The following is a 15,261-nucleotide window of genomic DNA, read 5'->3' on the forward strand; positions in this document are numbered from 1 at the left end:
CACTATCAGAACAGTGCAGTTTATTTGCAAGATTTCATTCTTTATGCATTAACATCGTACTAGGTAACTTGAATTGTATATAAATTGCGTTTACATCAAGGACGCAATTTTGGATAATTAATTTTTGGAATCAATTCAATTTATTAGGGATGATACTCGCATGCTTCGATTGCTGCTATTGGCATTTTCTTTTTCCTTATTGGCCGCTTGTGGCGGTTCAGGTTCTACTTCAAACAAGGGCACTCCTCAGCCTGTTCAAGATACCACGCCACCGACCATTTCATTGAATGGTGATGCAGAACTAACGATTGAAGTGGGTAGTGACTACACAGAGCTTGGGGCAACAGCTACCGATTTGGTCGATGGACAAGTCGATGTTATCACTGAAGGGATGGTGAATGCCTTTGTACTTGGTGAATATACAATCATCTATACCGCCACCGACAAAGCTGGGAACACAGCGACCAGCACGCGAAAAGTATTGGTTGTGGATACCACGCCACCGACTATTATCTTAGATGGCGATGCTGAGATAACCCTTGAAGGGGGTTCTTCATATGAAGAGCTAGGTGCTAGCGCCAACGATAATCATGATGGGGATATTGATGTGATCGTCTCCGGTACGGTCAATACCATGATGGTGGGCACCTATACATTAACTTATTCCGCTAGTGACAAAACCGGTAATACAGCAACGTCAACTCGAACAGTCTCGGTCGTCGATACCACTCCACCGACTATTACCTTAAACGGCGACGCTGAGATAACCCTTGAAGGGGGTTCTGCATATGAAGAGCTAGGTGCCAACGCCAATGATAAACTTGATGGGGATATTGATGTGGTCGTCTCCGGCACGGTCGATACTATGACGGTGAGGACCTATATATTAACTTATACCGCTAGTGACAAAGCCGGCAATACAGCAACGGCGACTCGAGTTGTCTCGGTCGTCGATTCCACCGATGGAAGCGGAGTTGCTATCGAAGACTTTAATGAAATATCAAGCTTTGTAGGTATAATTGAAAACAAACTATTCCTATTATCTGAAGATAAAACAATAATTTACTATATCGACCTAAGCACAAATTTAATTTACCAAATGCTCGACTCATCAGAATTACCAAGAGCTAATGAGTTTAGTAATGAATGTCGTGTTTACCAGGTCCAAAATAAGTACCTTGCATGCTCTAGAACACCACAAGATAATACCGTTGCTCAGCTTTGGGTTATTGATCCTGTCAAAAAAAATGCTAATTACGTTGCAGATGATGAACTTTATGCTGCTACTTTTCATGCTAGGATTGCCTCATATCTAGATAATCAGTTTTTAGTCGAGCGAAACAGAATCGATTATGATCAATCAGGTCGGATGTACTACAGCTTTATCGATGATAGATCTTTTACAGAATCATTTAACTTGGATTCAATGCAAAATCCTTTTTTCATCACTTCCAATGAAAGTTTAGCCTTGTTCTATAATATCAATGCATCAACAAAAAATATTGAATTATATAAAAAAGATAGCCAAGGAATCTCACTTATAAATAAATTTATGAACCCTGCAGGGCAGTGGTCATCTATAAACTTAATCTCAAAGCATAATGACATACTCTATTATCAAGTAGATTTTGATATATTTGAAAGTCAAATATGGGCAAGCAATCTCAACTCAAACACTCATCAAATTTTGTATCAATCTCAGTCAAACCAATTTGAGGCTATTGATTCTGGCTTTTTTATCTCAGTAGAGGGCGTCGAAGAGGTACTTTTTTACGATTACGCAAACAAAATACTGCATGAAGTGGAAAAAATTGACTACCAAGAACCACAATATGCCAACACTAGCTATATATCCAATAAGCAAAACAAAATTTTTGCCATCATAGATAACAGGAATCGAGAAACGAAATCTTACTATAGTCTTGACTTGGCAACTAAAAGGTTTAAGAAAATGGTAGATAATTCGCTCATTGATTACGAAAATTATGACCTTAGGCACATTATAAGCAGTGAATCACGTATTTATTATGTTTTAAATAATAAGAATATTTCAACCTCTGAGAATCCTAAAACTTTGGTTTATATTGATACAAAAAGTTTAACAGTAGAATCAATCGAACTACCAGTACCTTTTCGCCATTACGGTATAGATTTTACTCTTGCTAATGGAAAGTTGTTTGTTAGCGCAAATGGTCTTTGGTATCTTGATGAAACTACGAATCAATTTATAAATTTGTAGTTTGGTCATATAATCTTAACTCGAACATCAAAGCCCGCTCTATGAGCGGGCTTTTTGCGTTCTAGATTAGTCAAATTCATTACTCTAATAACCATGTTAGCTATAGAAGTGTGATTTAACTCTCCGAATTTATTTACTCTTAAATAAAAAGCCCTCTTGGGGAGGGCTATTGAATTAAATATAGATAAATTAGGCTGTTTCAGCTTGTTGCTGCGGTGAGAAAATGACTTTTGGATCAATGATAATACTGTGTTTATTATCCATATTGATAAGCCCTTTCATCATATGGCGAGTTTGTGGGTCGATATCAAAGCCAACAGAAGTTAGCTGCTCTAACGGTTTAATATCATCCTTGTTAACTGTTAACGAGTCTTCCACTTTATCAACTAATAAGCCAATATGTGGTGTTTTACCGTCTTTGGTAGTAAAGATTATAATCGGCTTATAGTCTAATGTGATTTGTTCTCTTGCTGTCTGAAAGAGCCTAACAAGCACGGTAAATATTTTGCGCTTCTTCTCATGAAATAGAGCAAGGGCTTCACCTGATGAATCGTTTTGATTAATTGTGAGCAATTCATCAGCCATTGCATGAAGTTCGCGATGAGGTTGATCAAATTTCTTTAAGATAACTCTTAGTTCATCGTTATCAGTTTTAAAATTGTTGTACCACGTGCCAAAGGCACATTTATCTGGATCTTTAGCTTTTTCGAAAGGCACACTATTGGTTAAGCTATTCTCTAATGCATCAAGCCAATCTTGATGATCTTTTTCTTTGGCAATCAGTAAATCAGACAGCGCCTGATTAGCAACATGGGTTGATTGGTTATTAAGCACAATACCAAGATCAAAAATTGGTGTAGGTGTACCTAGATAATCCTTTACACCGATAAAGCTTTTATTCTCATTAGGTAACTCAGTTAAGTTATTTTCGTATCTTTCAGTGAGTAGAATATCGAGGATTTTTAAAGCAATTGTTTTTGAGCCAACTTTAAAATTGATAAAGTCCATTACATTTCTTTCCGAGCTTTCAGATATATTAAATAGAGCATAGTTGAGCTTGTCAAAAATGCACGTATGATAAGTAGCTAACTTACCGATTATTATATTAAAAGATAGTATTGTAATGAAAAATAAATCGTCGCTACTTATGGCTAGTCTAGCATTGTTTTTAAGTGCAAATACATATGGAAATCAATTAGCAACTAATCCAACTGTAGAAGAACTAAGACTCGATAAAATCTATAAGTATGATGCAACACTAGTAAATAAAGATGCATTATCTTTATTCGCTAAAAAGTGGTCAGCGGTAAAAGACTTTGAGCAAGCAAAACAATTGTTACACCGCACAGGTAATGACTTATGGTTAAAGATAAAGTCTCAAGTAAAAAGTAATAAGCGATATGATGATAGGCCTCTATATTGGCAGCGTTTAGCAACTAAGACAGCGATAAAAGCGCAGCCTTTAGTATTTTCTCAATCTGAATTAGAGTTGTTGTTAGAAGTATTTGAAACGGCTTCTAGAGGTTATGATGATATCGACTATCGCCATAACACAGCGAAGCAAATATTTTTGACAGGTTTTGACCCATTCCTGCTTGATAAGAATATTGGACAAAGTAATCCATCAGGGCTAGCGGTGCTTAACTTAGATGGCAAAGTAATTGAATTCAATGGTATTAAGGCTGAAATCAATGCGGTAATTGTACCTGTACGTTATGAAGACTTTGATAATGGTGAGATTGAATCGCTTCTTGCACCAATTTATTTAGGTGGTCAGGTGGATTTAGTGTCAACTATTTCTATGGGCAGAGAGCACTTTGACCTTGAACGTTTTCCTGGCAAGAGACGCAGTGTTAAAGCACCTGATAATTTAAATGTGCTTTCGGGTGGAACAAAAGAAGCACCTATTATTTCAAAGTTGGCTGGGGAAACACTGTCAGGCGATGAGTTTGTCGAATTTAGTTTACCTGTTACTGCAATGCAAAAAGCGAAAGGTAAGTATCAAGTAATCGATAATTTGAGAGTCGTTACTTTGGAAAAAGGCGAATTACAGCCTAAATTACTCTCTGAATTAGATGGGCTAACAGCGGTTTCTGGTGGTGGCGGAGGGTATCTGTCAAATGAGATTTCTTATCGCAGCATCCGCCTTCAAAACCAACTTGGCACGCAAGTTCCAACTGGTCATATTCATACTCCACGGATTAAAGAGTTCGATGATAAAACCAATAAAGCGATTGTTAACCAGATTGAAGAAATGCTAAAGCAAGCAATTAGGTCGCTTTAGCATATTTAAAATGATTTAAGAAAACTGTATTGTTTTTAACTTTTTCGGTTACATCAACATAGTTTCTCTTTGCTTTATCGAGCTTTACCTTTTCCGCTTTCAAGGCGTTTAAAAGACATTCGCTGGTCAGGTTTATACAACTTTTAGCAGCCTTATAAAATACATATGCGTTGGCATACCCTTCAAGATGAACCCGTGTTGGTTGAGCTATTTCGGCTGACTTCATCATCTTCAAAAATCGTTTACACCAACCTTCTTCACAGCGATTTGCTGTCGGCATCACTTCAGTAACAAGCACATCACTTGGTTGTTTTATTCTGGAAAATAGCTGTTCACTGGAAACAAAAGAGACAGAGGTAAATTGAGGGGTAAATTCTTGTTTGGCGGCTAAATTAATAAAGTGTGCTAATGGTTCATAAGTACCCACTAAGCAGATTGCTTCAGCGCCACTGGCTTTTAATCGCTTTAATGCTTCTTTGATATCTTGCGTATTACGCTTAAACCGTGCAATTTCTAATGGTTTTAAAGCATAAGGTTGCATCGCTTTTTCTAAGCCATTTTGAACGGATAAACCAAACTCATCGGCTTGTATCAGAAATGCAATTTTTGTGATGCCTTTCTGTTGTACTAAGTAGTCAATTTGTACTTTTGCCTCATCGTTATAGCTTGCCCGTAAATTAAAGATGTGATTTTTATTTCGTAACAATTCTGCCCCGGTAAAAGGGGTTATATAAGGGATTTTATGAGCATCAATAATGGGCTGAATGGCATTGGATGTTGGTGTACCAACATAAGAAAAAAGGGCATCAACTTGGTCGGTATTAATAAAGTGGCGGGTGTTGATAACCGTTAAGTGAGGTTCATACTGGTCATCACGAATTAAAAGCTCTACTAATCGACCATTAATTCCGCCTGAAGAATTTACTTGATTGAAAAAAACACGAGCGCCTTGTTCTAATTGCACTCCTAATTCAGCTGATGGTCCACTAAACGCTGCGGACATACCCAACTTGATCGGGGGTTGCTGTGTTGCAAATACAAAAAAAGGAATACAGCAGATAAATATGATTAATTTAAATATTAAGATAGTGGCTACACCATTCTTGGGCTGCTTGTTTAAGCATTTTGTTAAGTTGCTTTTTCCCAGTTAATGCAAGAGCTTCAATTACTTCTGCATCAGCTTTGTCTTGTAATATTAGCTTAATTATTAACTTTCTAGAAACTTTTTCTAAGCGAGATAATAGCCAAGGTTTGTGACAAACTTGCTCAAAAAAGGCGAAGCGTGTTTGGTCAATATTAATTTCACCTTTGCTAAAGCGTAATACTATCGCGTGAGAGTAGTCTATCTTGTTAGCCGAAGGTTGTAAGTTCGACAAAATGGTAATCACTAAATCAGACGAAATGTGTTTAAAAGAACGACTCAGCTCAAAAAAGAACTGATGGCGAAAATGTAATAACACAGTTTCTATTTGAGGTTGATGGTTTGTTACTTTTAGCACTAAACACGAGTGTTCACCACTGGATTTATCACGTTTAGCACCGAGCTTTAAAATGCGGTAATCCTGCTTAAACCAAAATTGACAAAGCTTGCTTTCTGCACCAAAACTTGCGCCTAGAAAGTCGATTTCGTGTTGTAGTGATGACTCGACATACTCCAGTAAGCAAGACCCAACTTTTTTACCTTGATAATGTGGGTTTACGGCGATGCGCACAATACGCGCATAACGCTTTGCTAGTAAACGTTTTTCGCCATGCAATGTTGCGATCGATTGTGCCAACATATTGCCTTGAGGGCGGCGTTCCCCAGCGATAATTTGTGATGCTAACGGATCGGTTATTTCACCTTCTAATGCAACTAATGCTGCCGCTAATAACACACCATTTTGTTCAGCAATAAACACCTTCAGGTTATTACCATCAAGCATATGTCGTAAGTCATTTACGCTAGTTTGGTAGTGCGCCATCACTAGAATAGCAAATACTTGTTTAAGTATTGCGTTATCGTCTGCCAGTTGTTGTTGTGTAAGCGCGTAAAACACAATGTCGTCCAGTTGAGTTAGATTTGGTTGCTCAAAGTCAGCATCAAGTACTAATAATTGGTTAATGGTATTTTCGAGCGGGTCGTTATTGTTATAGCGGACAGGATCCGATAATTCACGAATAACACAATGACTTCGAGTTGCCTTTAAATAAGGAATGAAGCGTAAATTAAACCCTCTACCAGTGCCTTCATAGCCATGAAGTGTTGTTGCAAAACCAAGCTTTATCGGTAAATCGAGCGCTTTTTTTAATAGGCTTACTGGTAAGGTTGCTGCTTCATCAATTAATACCAAGTCGTAGTGTGTAGCTTGGTTTAGTAATGCATCAGGAGCAATAAAATCGAGCTTTACATCACTCTCAATTAATTGGTCAAAGTGTTTAAATACAGAGGCTACAGTTTGCTTGTGATGGGCACAAATTGCTACGCGTTTACCTTGTAAAACATAATTTGCGGCAAGCATGCCGAGAGCTGCTGATTTTCCTCTGCCTCTATCTGCGGTTAGTAAAAACGTAGCGCGGCGCTTAGTGATAAATTTGGTTAAATCAGCCACTAACTCTTGCTGTTGTTGATACTGAGAACTCTCAGTTGCAGCGTGCATTGGGATTGCTGGCAGTGCATTTTGCTCTGAAACAATTAGAGTGTGCTCGTCGTTCTTAAGATGCGAAATTAACCGAGTTTGAAAAAGTGAAACAGGCTTGTGTGGCTTGTTGGCACTTTGAAAACGAGCAAACGCGGGATCCGTGTGCTTGGCGTAACGTTCAAAGCTTGGCATTAGCAGCACGAGTAGGCCACCTGCTTTTATCGTACCAGCCACAGTTGCTAGCTTGTCTGGCATTAGCCCTGAATTTACGTCAAACACCACTGTGTTGTATTCTTGCCCTAATAACTGGTGATTATGCTCGGGCCAAAAATTTACTGAGGGGTGATTACTCAGGGTTAATATGTCGGGGTAAACCGTTTTTAAGGTATCAATTTGTAGCCAACACCAATTCTCACTCCCTGACAAAACCAATAACTGACGATGTTTGCTCGTTAGCAGCGACTTGTGTAATTGGTTGAGCCAGGTGTTAGTGAGCATAATTTACATCGCTTGTAATTTCGCATACATGGTCACTAGCCACTTAGTACCATGATCATCAAAGTTAACTTGAATACGCGCCTGTGGGCCCGTGCCTTCATAGTTTAGCACCGTACCTTCACCAAACTTGCCGTGCATTACGCGCTGGCCGAGTTTAAAGCCAGTATCGTTAAAGGTTTCTAAGCTGATGGTATTGCTAAAACGGCCTGTGGTTTTAGGCTTAGTAATTTGTGTTTTAACACGAATTTCATCCAAGCAATCTTCCGGTAATTCGCGAATAAAGCGTGACGGACTGTGAAACTTTTCTTGCCCGTATAAACGGCGGCTTTCCGCGTGACAAATATAAAGCTTTTGCATGGCACGTGTCATGCCTACATAACACAGGCGACGTTCTTCTTCTAAACGGCCGGTTTCTTCTTGGCTTTGTTGGGATGGGAACATACCCTCTTCAACGCCTGCCATAAACACCAATGGGAACTCTAAGCCTTTGGCTGAGTGCAGTGTCATCATTTGTACTGCATCTTCATGTTCGTCTGCTTGCCCCTCACCTGACTCAAGTGCGGTATACGCTAAAAAGCCATCAAGCGGTGAGCTAAACTCTTCTTCATCTGGCAATTCGTATTGGCTAGTCGCGTTAATTAATTCTTCTAAGTTTTCTACGCGAGCTTGGCCTTTTTCACCTTTTTCTGCCATATACATCGCCATTAGGCCTGATGTTTGAATGGCGTATTTGGTTTGTTTATCTAACGATTTATCGAGAATGTTATCTTCAATCTGGTCGATCAGTTCAATAAATGAATTAACCGCATTGGCAGCGCGCCCGGCTAAATGCTTTTCTGCAAGTAAGGTTTTTGCTGCGTACCAAAGTGGTAATGATTCGCTACGTGCGCAATCACGAATAAGACTTAAAGTACGATCGCCAATGCCGCGCGTTGGGGTATTAATAATTCGCTCAAATGCCGCGTCATCATTGCGGTTATTTACAATGCGTAAGTAGCATAAGGCATCTTTGATTTCTTGACGTTCGAAGAAGCGCATACCGCCGTAAATTCGGTAAGGGATTCGCGGTGATTGAATATTTAATTCAGATTCCAGTACACGCGACTGGGCGTTGTTGCGGTATAAAATGGCGCAGTCTTGCAGAGCATTACCTTGTTCAAACCAGGCCTTAATTTTACTAACAATAAAACGGGCTTCGTCAAGTTCGTTATAAGCGGCATAAACACCAATTTGTTCACCTTGATTGCCGTCAGTCCACAGCTCTTTACCCATACGCTCGGAGTTATTGGCGATTAAATGGTTTGCCGCCTTTAGAATATTACCTGTTGAGCGATAATTTTGTTCTAAGCGAATAGTTTGTGCATCAAAATCACTAATAAACTGTTTAATATTCTCGATACGCGCGCCACGCCAACCATAAATACTTTGGTCATCATCCCCGACAATCATGATCTTGTTGCTTTTGCCAGCAATTAGCTTTAACCATTGATATTGAATGGTGTTGGTATCTTGGAATTCGTCTACCAGCATATGCGGAAAACGCTGTTGGTAGTGACGAAGTAAAGTTGGCTGGTCACGTAATAATTCAAAACAACGCAGTAAAATTTCGGCAAAATCAACTAAACCTGCACGGTCACATGCTTCTTGGTAAGCGGTGTAAATACGTAGCATCATTTGTTCATTAGGGTCAAACGCTTGAATATGTTTAGGGCGTAAACCTTCGTCTTTTTTAGCGCCAATATACCAAGCCGCTTGTTTGGCCGGCCATTTCTTCTCGTCAATATTCATTGCTTTCATTAAGCGACGGATCATCCTAACCTGATCGTCAGTGTCGAGAATTTGAAATGATTCTGGCAGGTTTGCTTCTTTATGATGGGCGCGAAGGATACGGTGGGATAAGCCGTGGAAAGTGCCAATCCACATGCCGCCAACAGACGCCTTAAGCGTTGCTTCAACACGGCTACGCATTTCTTTGGCTGCTTTGTTGGTAAAGGTTACCGCAAAAATACTGTAAGGTGAGGCATGCTCAACTTGCATTAACCAAGCAATTCGATGGACAAGTACGCGGGTTTTACCTGAACCTGCGCCCGCTAGCACCAGCATATTTTGTAGCGGGGCGGCAACGGCTTCGCGTTGATTGTCATTTAAACCATCTAATAATTCAGAAACGTCCATCGAAGTTAACTCTTTACCAAAATTGGCAAAAGTATAACAGGAGTTGATTTAATACCAAATAGAATACTGTTTTTATAAACAGGGTTTTATCTAAACGGAGTTTAGGCTATTAAGTTACTTTTCGTATTCCGATTCGAAGCCATAAAAAGGGTTTTCTGTTTTTTTAAGTTGTGTTGCACGCTCATCTAGATATTCTCTAGCGAATTGTACCCGATCATTTTCAGGTAAGGTGGCAATGATATTTTCAATATGTTGCATTTGTTGTTTTTCTCGATAAATTGAAATCAGCGTTTCGCTACCAAAAATAAAGAAAAACAACAGTCCAAAACCCACTAAGTACAGCAATGTATCCATTGACTAAATCCTTTAGCTATTTAATTGATTAATATAACGCTGCGTATTTAGCGATAAACGTTCGTGGGAAGAGTAAACAAGCAGGCTTTCAGTTTCTGTAGTTAATTTTACAGATACCTCTACAGTAAACAGCGCAAATGGAATAACCTCTAAAGTGCCTAAATTTTCGAGCTCGGTTTTTATAAATGTGTGGGTACCGAGCGCAATTGGAAATCTATTTTTACCTTTTAGCTTTCCATCAACGTATAATTTCAACCCTGTTAACCAATTGTTTGTAATGCGAATTTCGTGTTGCGCTAATTGAAACTTCCATTCTGAGTACATAGTGTCGTTTACCTAATTGAACTACTTTCATTGTTGGCTAATGTACTGAAGTATTTGAAAATGAGTTAGACAAAGTGATGAGTGGTAATTTAACGTGCTGTAAGGAAGCAATATTTTCCTCACAGCTTATCGTGATTAGATTGTACAGTGCTTAAATACTTTTGGTGCAGCAGCTTGTTTGGTATTTAAACCACAGCTTAGAGAAAATTTCTTAGATCAAAAATGTCAGATATATCGAGGTGTGCTAATCCATTATATCGGTAAGGTACAAAAGCATTTTCTAGCCAAACGCTATAGCAGCCAGCATTATTCGCGCCTTGCACATCTGAATCAAGGCTATCACCCACATGCAAAATCTCGTTGAGGTTTACACCTAATTGCTGGCAGGCTAAATCGAACATATCGCTTGCTGGTTTGGCTTTGCCATGAGGCCCTGCTTGTAATACTAAATCAAAGCTGTCTTTTAGGTTAAATTGACTTACATCGACATTACCATTGGTAATAGCAATCACTTTGTATTTTTTACGAAGTGCTTTTAGTAAATCAATTACCTCAGGTGCGACCTCAATATTACTACGCGCTTTGGCAAATGCGTTATAGGCTTGCTCTGCATGCAATGCCGCATTTTCAACCTTTAGTTTTTCTAAACCCCAAAGTAACGCTTTTTTACGCCATAAAGTTACATCATTGATAATTTCAGGGTGTTCTTGTGCATAACCGTTTCGGCAAGTGCGCCAAAAATCACCGCTTTGTGCTGCCCACTCAGGGATTGCTGCAAGGTAATCTTGTTGTGCTTTAATCGCATTTTTTATGATAGGGCGATTGTCGTAAAGGGTGTCGTCCAAATCAAAACTAATCACTTTTACGGTAGAAATCGCTCGGTTAAATCGCATCATATTACTTCTTTTTAGCCCTTGGATGTGTGTTGTCATACACCTTAGCTAGGTGTTGAAAATCTAAGTGTGTGTATACTTGAGTAGTTGATAAATTACTATGACCAAGTAACTCTTGTACTGCACGTAAATCACCGCTCGACTCTAAAATATGGGATGCAAAACTGTGACGTAATTTATGCGGATGCACATTAGCACTTAAGCCTTGTTCAATACCCCACTTTTTCATGCGTGCTCGAATTTGGCGAATCGAAAGGCGACGTTTCTGCTTGCTAGTAAAGAGTGCAATTTCGTCGGGGTTGGCAAACTCTGCGCGTACTTTCAGCCACTCTTTGACCGCTGCAATAGCTTTGCGCCCCACGGGAATAACCCGATCTTTGCTTCCCTTACCTGTTACGGTTAAGAGGCCGTTAAAGATCGCCTGTTTGTCATTTAAATTTAGACTGGCTAGTTCAGATAAACGCAGCCCCGAGGAATACATTAATTCCATCATGGCTTTATCGCGAATTGCCAGTGTGTCTTCAGGCACAATTTCAAGCAACTGACTGACTTGATCTACATCGAGGTTTTTGGGTAGTGGTTTGTTATATTTAGGGCCTTTTACTAGCTCTACAGGGTTTGATTTAGCAAGCCCTTTCTTCATTAAAAACTTGTAAAAGCTGCGTAAACAAGAAAGGTGCAAATTAATCGTTCTGGCCGATAAGTCACGACTTTTTAGTTTGGCTAGCAATCCTTTAACATTCTCCACTTCAATAGCCTGCCAGTTATTTACAAACTGTGAAAAGTAGTGGGCTGAGGTAGCTAAGTGACGCTGGTATGCGTCAACGGTGGCATCTGAATAATGTTTTTCGTTACGTGCGAAGGCCAAAAATAAATCTAAGGTGTGTTGCCAATTTGGGTTAAGTGGCTGTGGATCTGTCATAGTTGATTGAGTTTAATGGTAAGCGCTTGAATAAACTCTAAAACAAATACGCTATTTTGCTCGGGGTGATAGTGAGACTCATCGCTGCTGGCAAATGCTAAAAGTGCCGATGGATTTGAACTTTCACCAACAAGATAAACAGCGGCAGAGCCAATAGTTTTTTCAAATAACAACATTTGTTCGTCTTGGCTCAAGCGTCCCAAAAAGCTGGGTTGTTGACTAAAGCGTTGATCAAGTAAGGTTTGGTGTATGTCTTGGTTGAACACAATAAGCTTGCAATCAAGTAAGTTAAAACCTTTACACAATGTTTGTGCGAGCATTTCTTGCAGATCTGGTAATGTGTTTGTCTTGAGCAATAAACGATGGCACTGATTAAACACCTTAAATATATGTTCGTTGTTTGAGGCATTCTCAATCAGGTGCGATAGTTTGTCGGTCAATTCACGGTTTTTATTTTGCAACAAACTTTGTTGTCGGCGAACTAGGCTGGTGGTGCCGTTGGGCTCGTTAAAAATAGATAAACGTGTCAGTAGTTCAGGGTGCTTTTGTAAAAAGTCACTGTTTTTCGTTAAGTAGTCGACTACCAGACGTTCATCTAATTCATTCATAATGCAATTTGCCCATCAAATACATGATCGGCAGGGCCTGTCATTTTTACTGAATGACCTTCACCTTGCCACTGAATTGTCAGCTCGCCACCAGGCAATTCAACTTTCACTTGGTTAGCTAATTTCTTTTGCATTATACCAACCACTACTGCCGCACATGCTCCACTGCCACAGGCAAGTGTTTCACCAGCGCCACGTTCCCACACACGTAATTTGATATGCTCAGGCGAGATTATCTGCATAAAACCAATATTGGCCTTTTTAGGAAAGCGCTCATGGGACTCAAGTAACGGGCCTAGTTCGGTGATTTGATCTGAATCGATATCATCGACTTCAAGCACACAATGGGGGTTACCCATAGAGACTACACCGCAAAAGATTGTGTGTTCGCCTTCGCGTAATATGTAAGTTGTTTCTCGCTTAGTGGCTTTAAATGGTACTTTCGCTGGGTCAAACTTAGGTTGACCCATATTGACGCGTACTTTGCCATCTTTCTCGTTATGCAGCGTGATATTACCTGCTTTGGTAGACACTTGAATGCGGTGGCGGTTAGTCAGGCCTTTCATGCGAACAAAACGGGCAAAGCAGCGCGCACCGTTACCACACTGTTCTACTTCATGACCATCGGCATTAAAAATACGGTAGTGAAAATCGAGGTCAGGATCATAGGGCGCTTCAACCATTAATAATTGGTCAAAGCCAATACCGAAGTTACGATCCGCTAACTTGCGAATTTGGTCTTTTGAGATAAAAACATTTTGCGTGACATTATCAATAACCATAAAGTCATTGCCTAAGCCATGCATTTTAGAAAAATTTACTAGCATATTTATAAACTATGGTTGTGCTTAAGGCAGTGTACACTCGTTTCGGTATAAGTCGTCAATAGTTTCGCGTTGGCGAATGACATGAATTTGCTCACCGTCGACCATAATTTCAGCTACGCGAGGACGCGAGTTATAGTTTGAACTCATAGTGAAACCATAGGCGCCTGCACTGCGCACAGCGATTAAATCGCCTGCTTCAATGCATAAATCGCGGTCTTTACCTAAAAAGTCACCAGTTTCACACACGGGTCCAACAATATCGTAATTTTCGGTTTTACCTTGGCGCGGCTTTACCGCAATAATATTTTGCCAAGCTTGATAAAGCGATGGTCGCAGTAAGTCATTCATGCCTGCATCTACAATTGCAAAGTGTTTACCTTGGTTTTGTTTTAGATACTCTACTTGAGTAACTAAAATGCCCGCATTTGCTGCAATAGCGCGGCCAGGTTCAAAAATAAGCTCAACATTTGGTAATTCAGCAAGGCACTGTGTGATTTGGCTCACATATTGACTTGGGTGAGGCGGTGCTTCTTGTGCATAAGGTACGCCTAAGCCACCACCAACATCCACATGACTAAGCTTAATGCCATGAGTCGCCAGTTCTTTTACCAGTGCAATCACTTTTTTAAGTGCAGCAATAAAGGGTTCAACTTCAGTCAACTGTGAACCAATATGGAAATCAATGCCTTTAATATCTAGGTTAGGCAAGTTCGCAGCTTTTTTGTAAACATCTACTGCAACTTTAATATCAATACCAAATTTGTTTTCTTTCAAACCCGTTGAGATATAGGGGTGTGTTTTGGCATCAATATCCGGGTTAACGCGAATAGAAATGGGAGCATTAACGTCAAGCTCACTCGCAACGTGCGAAATACGTTCAAGTTCCGCTTCTGATTCAACATTAAAACACTTAATTTTATGTTCAAGGGCGAAAGCTATTTCATCATGTGTTTTCGCAACACCAGAGAACACCACTTTGCTCGTATCGCCCCCAGCTTTAATTACACGTGCAAGCTCTCCTTTTGACACAATATCAAAACCTGATCCCAAGCGTGCCAAGGTATTTAAAATAGCGAGGTTTGAGTTGGCTTTAACAGCATAGCAAACAAGGTGATTATGGTGACTCGCGGCATCGCAAAATGCTTTGTAGTGTCGCTCTAATGTTGCACGTGAATATACATAACACGGCGTTCCAAACTGCGCTGCAATGTCTGCAACTTTGGCTTGCTCAGCGTAAAGTTCGTCATTGTTGTAGTTAAAATAATCCATTTATTGCTGCTCCGCAGACGTATCTTCAACAGGCACTTTTTGCTGTTGTTGATTTGTTTGTACTCGCTCTTCTTCAGCAAGATATAATGGACCTTTTTGTCCGCAGCCAGCTAACATCAGCAAAGTACCACTGATAAATGTTGAAACTAATTTCTTACGCTTAACCATATCGCCCGTTTATAAAACTTATTACTGACAAGTGAATGCCACGGTTGGTATTATTGAATAGAGATTATCAGAAAAAAGC

14 protein-coding genes are annotated in these 15,261 nt (G+C 39.8%); 2 read left to right on the forward strand and 12 right to left on the reverse strand.

The genetic code is table 11. The features are described 5' to 3' along the window. The first annotated feature begins 124 nt into the window (after positions 1-124). Entirely contained in the window at positions 125-2,239 is a 2,115-nt protein-coding gene (locus OM33_RS21965; protein WP_199922496.1) for a DUF5011 domain-containing protein, read from the forward strand. A gap of 189 nt (positions 2,240-2,428) precedes the next feature. On the opposite strand, the gene OM33_RS03405 is transcribed toward OM33_RS21965, so the two are convergent. Next, entirely contained in the window at positions 2,429-3,247 is an 819-nt protein-coding gene (locus tag OM33_RS03405; RefSeq protein ID WP_038638780.1) for a CZB domain-containing protein, read from the reverse strand. Between the two features lie 115 nt (positions 3,248-3,362). On the opposite strand from OM33_RS03405, the gene OM33_RS03410 reads away from it, so the two are divergent. Then, positions 3,363-4,523, forward strand: coding sequence for a hypothetical protein (locus OM33_RS03410; protein WP_038638782.1), 1,161 nt, complete (start codon positions 3,363-3,365; stop codon positions 4,521-4,523). Here OM33_RS03410 and OM33_RS03415 read toward each other — a convergent pair. From OM33_RS03415 to lptM, 11 genes are all read right to left on the reverse strand, one after another. Continuing rightward, positions 4,510-5,532: an ABC transporter substrate-binding protein gene (locus tag OM33_RS03415; RefSeq protein WP_267884430.1), complete on the reverse strand. Its 1,023-nt coding sequence runs from the start codon at positions 5,530-5,532 to the stop codon at positions 4,510-4,512. The genes OM33_RS03410 and OM33_RS03415 overlap by 14 nt on opposite strands. A gap of 64 nt (positions 5,533-5,596) precedes the next feature. Beyond that, positions 5,597-7,642, reverse strand: a complete 2,046-nt coding sequence (locus OM33_RS03420; protein ID WP_038638784.1) for a GNAT family N-acetyltransferase — start codon at positions 7,640-7,642, stop codon at positions 5,597-5,599. Positions 7,643-7,645: 3 nt separating this feature from the next. Next, entirely contained in the window at positions 7,646-9,817 is a 2,172-nt protein-coding gene (gene uvrD / locus OM33_RS03425; protein WP_038638787.1) for a DNA helicase II, read from the reverse strand. A 114-nt stretch (positions 9,818-9,931) separates the two neighbouring features. Beyond that, the gene (locus OM33_RS03430; RefSeq protein ID WP_038638791.1) at positions 9,932-10,171 is read right to left on the reverse strand and encodes a hypothetical protein; all 240 of its coding nucleotides are present in this window, start codon (positions 10,169-10,171) and stop codon (positions 9,932-9,934) included. A 12-nt stretch (positions 10,172-10,183) separates the two neighbouring features. Continuing rightward, positions 10,184-10,495: a hypothetical protein gene (locus OM33_RS03435; RefSeq protein WP_038638794.1), complete on the reverse strand. Its 312-nt coding sequence runs from the start codon at positions 10,493-10,495 to the stop codon at positions 10,184-10,186. Positions 10,496-10,692: 197 nt separating this feature from the next. Further along, entirely contained in the window at positions 10,693-11,391 is a 699-nt protein-coding gene (locus OM33_RS03440; RefSeq protein WP_038638797.1) for an HAD-IA family hydrolase, read from the reverse strand. Position 11,392: 1 nt separating this feature from the next. Next, on the reverse strand, positions 11,393-12,310 hold the full coding sequence (gene xerC, locus OM33_RS03445) for a tyrosine recombinase XerC (RefSeq protein WP_038638800.1): 918 nt from the start codon (positions 12,308-12,310) through the stop codon (positions 11,393-11,395). Continuing rightward, entirely contained in the window at positions 12,307-12,918 is a 612-nt protein-coding gene (locus OM33_RS03450) for a DUF484 family protein (protein ID WP_038638802.1), read from the reverse strand. The genes xerC and OM33_RS03450 overlap by 4 nt, the downstream gene beginning before the upstream one ends. Next, positions 12,915-13,745 (reverse strand): diaminopimelate epimerase, encoded by an 831-nt coding sequence (gene dapF, locus OM33_RS03455; protein ID WP_038638805.1) that lies wholly within the window; start codon positions 13,743-13,745, stop codon positions 12,915-12,917. Before dapF ends, OM33_RS03450 begins: the two co-directional genes overlap by 4 nt. Before the next feature lie 21 nt (positions 13,746-13,766). After that, positions 13,767-15,014 carry a diaminopimelate decarboxylase gene (gene lysA, locus OM33_RS03460; RefSeq protein WP_038638808.1) on the reverse strand — a complete coding sequence of 416 codons (1,248 nt, stop codon included), beginning with the start codon at positions 15,012-15,014 and terminating at the stop codon, positions 13,767-13,769. Next, positions 15,015-15,182 carry an LPS translocon maturation chaperone LptM gene (gene lptM / locus OM33_RS22305; RefSeq protein WP_081991000.1) on the reverse strand — a complete coding sequence of 56 codons (168 nt, stop codon included), beginning with the start codon at positions 15,180-15,182 and terminating at the stop codon, positions 15,015-15,017. Between the last annotated feature and the right edge of the window lie 79 nt (positions 15,183-15,261).

This window comes from Pseudoalteromonas piratica (genome assembly GCF_000788395.1).
In the GTDB taxonomy this organism is placed as follows: Bacteria; Pseudomonadota; Gammaproteobacteria; order Enterobacterales; family Alteromonadaceae; genus Pseudoalteromonas; species Pseudoalteromonas piratica.

Coding starts and splice junctions, on each gene's coding strand:
- OM33_RS03405 (WP_038638780.1), bottom strand. CDS start 3,247: ATGGACTTTATCAATTTTAAAGTTGGCTCAAAAACAATTGCTTTAAAA.
- OM33_RS03410 (WP_038638782.1), top strand. CDS start 3,363: ATGAAAAATAAATCGTCGCTACTTATGGCTAGTCTAGCATTGTTTTTA.
- OM33_RS03420 (WP_038638784.1), bottom strand. CDS start 7,642: ATGCTCACTAACACCTGGCTCAACCAATTACACAAGTCGCTGCTAACG.
- uvrD (WP_038638787.1), bottom strand. CDS start 9,817: ATGGACGTTTCTGAATTATTAGATGGTTTAAATGACAATCAACGCGAA.
- OM33_RS03430 (WP_038638791.1), bottom strand. CDS start 10,171: ATGGATACATTGCTGTACTTAGTGGGTTTTGGACTGTTGTTTTTCTTT.
- OM33_RS03435 (WP_038638794.1), bottom strand. CDS start 10,495: ATGTACTCAGAATGGAAGTTTCAATTAGCGCAACACGAAATTCGCATT.
- OM33_RS03440 (WP_038638797.1), bottom strand. CDS start 11,391: ATGATGCGATTTAACCGAGCGATTTCTACCGTAAAAGTGATTAGTTTT.
- xerC (WP_038638800.1), bottom strand. CDS start 12,310: ATGACAGATCCACAGCCACTTAACCCAAATTGGCAACACACCTTAGAT.
- OM33_RS03450 (WP_038638802.1), bottom strand. CDS start 12,918: ATGAATGAATTAGATGAACGTCTGGTAGTCGACTACTTAACGAAAAAC.
- dapF (WP_038638805.1), bottom strand. CDS start 13,745: ATGCTAGTAAATTTTTCTAAAATGCATGGCTTAGGCAATGACTTTATG.
- lysA (WP_038638808.1), bottom strand. CDS start 15,014: ATGGATTATTTTAACTACAACAATGACGAACTTTACGCTGAGCAAGCC.
- lptM (WP_081991000.1), bottom strand. CDS start 15,182: ATGGTTAAGCGTAAGAAATTAGTTTCAACATTTATCAGTGGTACTTTG.